This window comes from Mesorhizobium sp. P5_C1 (assembly GCF_054049815.1).
In genome coordinates, this window is record NZ_JBFULQ010000432.1 from 1 (window position 1) to 4,719 (window position 4,719).

The 4,719-nt window shown below is 62.3% G+C and carries 6 protein-coding genes; 4 read left to right on the forward strand and 2 right to left on the reverse strand.

Annotated features, from left to right (window positions below):
• The coding region (locus ACXJ7R_RS25060) for a cyclic nucleotide-binding domain-containing protein (RefSeq protein ID WP_457154171.1) at positions 1-352 on the forward strand (352 nt) is incomplete at its 5' end.
• Positions 353-481: 129 nt separating this feature from the next.
• Positions 482-1,336 (forward strand): MBL fold metallo-hydrolase, encoded by an 855-nt coding sequence (locus ACXJ7R_RS25065; protein ID WP_457154172.1) that lies wholly within the window; start codon positions 482-484, stop codon positions 1,334-1,336.
• Between the two features lies 1 nt (position 1,337).
• Here the strand turns inward: ACXJ7R_RS25065 and ACXJ7R_RS25070 are convergent, their stop codons facing one another.
• Together ACXJ7R_RS25070 and ACXJ7R_RS25075 are read right to left on the reverse strand one after the other, a co-directional pair.
• Entirely contained in the window at positions 1,338-2,102 is a 765-nt protein-coding gene (locus tag ACXJ7R_RS25070) for a polysaccharide deacetylase family protein (protein WP_457154173.1), read from the reverse strand.
• On the reverse strand, positions 2,099-3,187 hold the full coding sequence (locus ACXJ7R_RS25075; RefSeq protein ID WP_457154174.1) for a glycosyltransferase family 4 protein: 1,089 nt from the start codon (positions 3,185-3,187) through the stop codon (positions 2,099-2,101). Before ACXJ7R_RS25075 ends, ACXJ7R_RS25070 begins: the two co-directional genes overlap by 4 nt.
• 74 nt (positions 3,188-3,261) lie before the next feature.
• On the opposite strand from ACXJ7R_RS25075, the gene ACXJ7R_RS25080 reads away from it, so the two are divergent.
• Together ACXJ7R_RS25080 and ACXJ7R_RS25085 are read left to right on the forward strand one after the other, a co-directional pair.
• On the forward strand, positions 3,262-4,440 hold the full coding sequence (locus ACXJ7R_RS25080) for a DUF3095 domain-containing protein (protein WP_457154175.1): 1,179 nt from the start codon (positions 3,262-3,264) through the stop codon (positions 4,438-4,440).
• An 85-nt stretch (positions 4,441-4,525) separates the two neighbouring features.
• The coding region (locus tag ACXJ7R_RS25085) for an NAD(P)-binding domain-containing protein (protein ID WP_457154176.1) at positions 4,526-4,719 on the forward strand (194 nt) is incomplete at its 3' end.

Here is a 4,719-nt window from a genome sequence, read left to right on the forward strand (position 1 = left end):
GGTAAGCTACAGCGCCGGCCAGATCCTTTTCCGGCAGGGCGACGAGGGAGACGCCGCCTATGTCATCCTTTCAGGCAGCGCGGATATTCTGGTCGATTCCGACAGCGGACCGATAAAAATTGCCGAAATGGTGCCAAATTCGATTGTTGGCGAGATTGCCATACTGTGCAACAGCTCGCGCACAGCCACCGTCAGAGCGGCCAGTCCGGTGGAAGCCCTGAGAATCCGCAAGGATCATTTCCTGAGGCTTATGCGGGAGTACCCGGAAATGACCATCGAGATATTGCGGGTTCTTGCCGACCGCCTAAGCCATACGACCGCGGATCTGATCGACGCACGAAGCGCTAAATAACGAATGGCGCGGCTTCAATCCTCGCCGTCGCGATGGCACGGCCTCTGAGAGGGCCACCCGGAGAAAACCTGTCTCGCCTAGTAGCCGTTGTTTGGCTACGATGGGTGACGGGGAGTACGAAGGGCTAGCATGGACGACGATGTTTTCCTGGTCAGGTTTTGGGGGGTGCGCGGCAGCATTTCGGTATCGGGGCCAGAATTCTCCCGCTATGGCGGCAACACCATCTGCATCGAGATGCGATGCGGCAGGCATACGCTTCTGTTCGACGCGGGCTCTGGCCTACGGCCCGCCGGCGCGGCGCTTCGGGCGTCGGGCGTGACCGATTTCGACCTGTTTTTCACCCATTGCCATTACGATCATATCATCGGGCTACCGGTGTTTGCGCCGATCTATGACCGGAGTATCAAGATTGCGCTTTGGTCCGGGCATCTTGCAGGACGCATGACGACCAGGCAGATGGTCGATGAGTTCATACGGCCGCCGTGGTTTCCGGTGACACTGGATATCTGCAAGGCAAGCCTCGACTACCACGATTTCGTATCCGGAGACGTGCTTCGGCCGCGCAAAGGGGTGGTGGTCCGAACCGGCAGCCTTGTCCATCCGGGCGGCTGCATAGGCTACCGGGTCGAATGGGGCGGCCGCGTCGTGGCGGTGATCACCGACACCGAGCATGAGCCGGACAAACTCGATCAGGCGGTGCTCAGCCTGATCGAAGATGCCGACCTCGTCGTTTACGATTGCACCTACACCGAGGAGGAAATGGAACGCCGCCGCGGTCATGGGCACTCGACATGGCAACAGGGCGTCAAACTCTGTGAGGCGGCCGGTGCGCGGGGGCTCGCCCTGTTTCACCACGATCCGACACGCACCGACGAGCAACTGGACGAGATCGAGAAACTGGCCAGAAAAAGGTTTGCCGGCGCTTTTGCCGCGCGCGATGGCCAGACGCTCAAATTCCCAGTCTCATTGCACAAGAAGCGCTGAGCTATTTTCGCCTACCGGCGCTGCGCTCGATCAATGTCCTGATCGGAAGCCACGCGCAGGCTTCAGTCCGTGCGCTGACCGTGAACAGCCGTTCGAGGAAAAGCCAGGCCGATTCATCATGGACGAGATGGTGGGTGAGCAGGCCGACCGGTTCGCCRCCGTCGCATGCATGCTGCAATTGCGCGACGATCGCCTGAACCAACAGGCCATGATCGCGGCAGCCGCGCCTGCCATGCCAATCCATGATGTCGACATTGCTGTTGATGACCGCCAGTGAAGCCGGCCTTGGCGGCCCATAGACCGACAATGCCGCAAATCCTATCGATCCAAGGTAGGATACCAGGCCGGCGTCGATCCTGTTCCAGGGTGGCACCAGCATCGGAACGGCACGTGCGCCGTGCAGGCCGGTCAGGTGCGACAGCCCGCGAGCCAGATCATCCAGCACCGCCGCGCGTGGCCGATGCGTGCCGAGCTCCTGCTTTTTCTGGTCCCCGGGCGCATGATTTCGATGCGCCCAGCCATGGATGGCGACCGTGGCGTGCTGCGCCTCGTCAAGCCGGGCGGCAAGCTTCTCATCCGTCAGGGCCGGAATGACGGCCAGAGTGACGGGAACCGCGAATTCGCCGGTGAGGGCGAGCAGCCGATCAAGCGCCGGCGTTGGCTCCACGGCGTCATCGTCGCGCAGCCAGAACTCTGCCTTGCGGCCCGCCCGTTGCCAGCGCGCCAGTTCTGCCACCAAGGGCTGCCAGATCCGATCGGGTGTCATGAAACGGGGATCCTCGAAAGAAGTTCGGCCAGACGCGCGGCAGCAGCACCAAGGGAGCGTTCTTCGAGGATGAAACGTCTGGCTTTTTCGGCCATGATGGTTCTTTCGTCGTTACGGGCCAGAAGCCTTTCGATGGCGGAAGCGAACGCCGCCACATCGCCCGGCGGGGTGAGAAACCCGGTCTGGCCATCCCGCACGACCTCCGGCACGCCGGCAATGTCCTGAGCCACCACCGGAAGGCCGGCGGCCTGTGCTTCAAGATAGGCAACGCCATAGGCCTCGCCGTAGCCCGGCCAGACGTAAATTCCCCCCCTGTAGAGCACATCAGGCACGGCGGCCGGCTCGATTGCGCCAAGCCATTCGATACGGTCGGCCGGCAAGCCGGCGAATTGCGCTTTGACCTCGTCACGGGCGGGCCCGTCCCCGACGACCGAAATGGTCCAGGGCAGATGGCGGATCGGACCGAGCGCCTGAGCCAGCATGCGATAGCTTTCGACCTTGTCGCCCTGGCGCATCATGGCGACGGTAACGAGGCGCGTCGGACAACCCCGTGCCGGCATTTCCCGGAATACCGATGTGTCGATGAAGGGCCAAAGCATACCGAGAGCGGCGTCGGGAATCGCATTTGCCAGTCCTTGGCGATCCCTTTGCGTGAAGCAGATGTTCAGCGCCGCCTGTTCGACGGCTGCCGCCACCAACGCTTGCGTGTCGGCCCACAAGCCGGCGTTGCGCCGCCTCGAATAGGAGGCTTCCGCGGTCACATAGGGGACGGCAAAGGCCGATGCCAACTCGGGCCCGATCAGGTCGGGCGCCTTGTAGTAGGGATGATAGGAGAACCAGAGATCGGGCTTGCCGTGACGATCCCAAAGCTTTGTCAGCCGTGCGGCTTCCTCTCGGGCTTCGATCTTGAGCGCATCGAAACTTTTCGGCTCCGGCTCGCGTAAATAGWAGCGCAGTTCGGATGCCAGTTCGACGCTATGCCCTCCATTCTCCAGCGCCTTGACCAGCATCCGTGCCATCTGGCGGTCGCCGGAGGCAACCGGATGATTGGGCGACTTCAGCGGCGCGTAGAAGGCAATTCGCATCGCGCGACCCTATCATCGGAAAGCCTGCGCAAGTCAATTTCGTAGCATGATCGACTTCACCTTCAAGCAGTGGAATGTGCTATCTGATGGTTATGGAAACAGCTGCCGCGCCCGACCCGTTTGTCGCGTCCTTGCCGGTCTTCGCAAAGTTCGAAAGCGTTGCCGATATCGACAATTATCGGCCTTTGCCCGATGGCTGGGCGCTGGCCACCGCCGACATCGTCGGCTCGACCAAGGCGATCGAGGCTGGGCGCTATAAGACCGTCAATATGGCCGGCGCCAGCGTCATCTCGGCACTGCTCAATGCGCTGGGCCGGCAAGATCTTCCCTTTGTCTTCGGCGGCGACGGCGCGCTCGTGGCGTTTCCCGGCTCGGCGCTGGAGATCACCCGCAACGCGCTGGCGGCTGTCCAGAGATGGGTGGCGGACGAACTGGACCTGACCTTGCGTGCCGCGATCGTGCCGATAAAGGATGTAAGAGCGCACGGCTTCGACGTTCGCGTGGCGCGGTTCCAGGCCTCCGAAGCGGTCTTCTATGCCATGTTCGCCGGAGGTGGCGGCAGTTGGGCGGAAGCCGAGATGAAAGCGGGGCGCTACCGCATCGATCCTGCGCCGGCCGGCGCGCGGCCGGATCTGACCGGCCTCTCCTGCCGCTGGAACCCAATCGAAGCCCGCCATGGCGAAATCGTCTCGATCATAGCCATACCGGGGGCGTCGCGCGACTTGCGCGGTTTTCAGTTCCTGGCTTCCGACATCATCGCCCTTGCCGGCAGGGAGGAACGCGATGGCCACCCGGTGCCGGTGAACGGACCGGGCTACAGTTTGCTGCCCGCCGGCCTCGATATCGAGGCGCGGGCCACCGCGCCGGCAGGATGGCGGTGGGCGTCGAAGCTGTGGATAGTGTTCCTGATGACGCTTACGGCTGTCACCGATCGATTTGGCTGGACGATCGGCCGTTTCGATCCGAAGGTCTACAAACGCGAAGTGGCCAGCAATTCGGATTTCCGGAAGTTCGACGACGGCTTGAAGATGACCATCGACGTTGACGCGGATGTGTTGCAACGGATCGAGAACCGGCTGAAACAGGCGGAAGAGGCGGGCATCTGCAACTATGGCCTGCACCGCCAGAAATCGGCCTTGATGACATGCCTCGTCGCCTCGCCGCTGCAGCGCGATCATCTTCATTTCATCGATGGCRCCGCCGGCGGCTATGCGATGGCTGCCGCAAGCCTGAAGGCGAAGGTGCCGGTCTGACGACGGCTTGCGGAAATCGTTTTTCCGCAATATGCCTCGGCCATGGGAGCGGACAGCCTGTCCGAATTGACGGGAAAGCAGATTCTTGGACGCCTCACAATCGACATATGACCGTCTTCTGAGCCGTATCTCGACGCGCACCGCGCAAGTCGGCGTGATCGGACTGGGCTATGTCGGTTTGCCGCTGGCGGTTGCGATCGCACGCGCCGGCTTCCCGGTTTCCGGCTTCGACATCGAAGCCCGGAAGGTCGRGAGCCTGAACGCCGGCCAATCCTACAT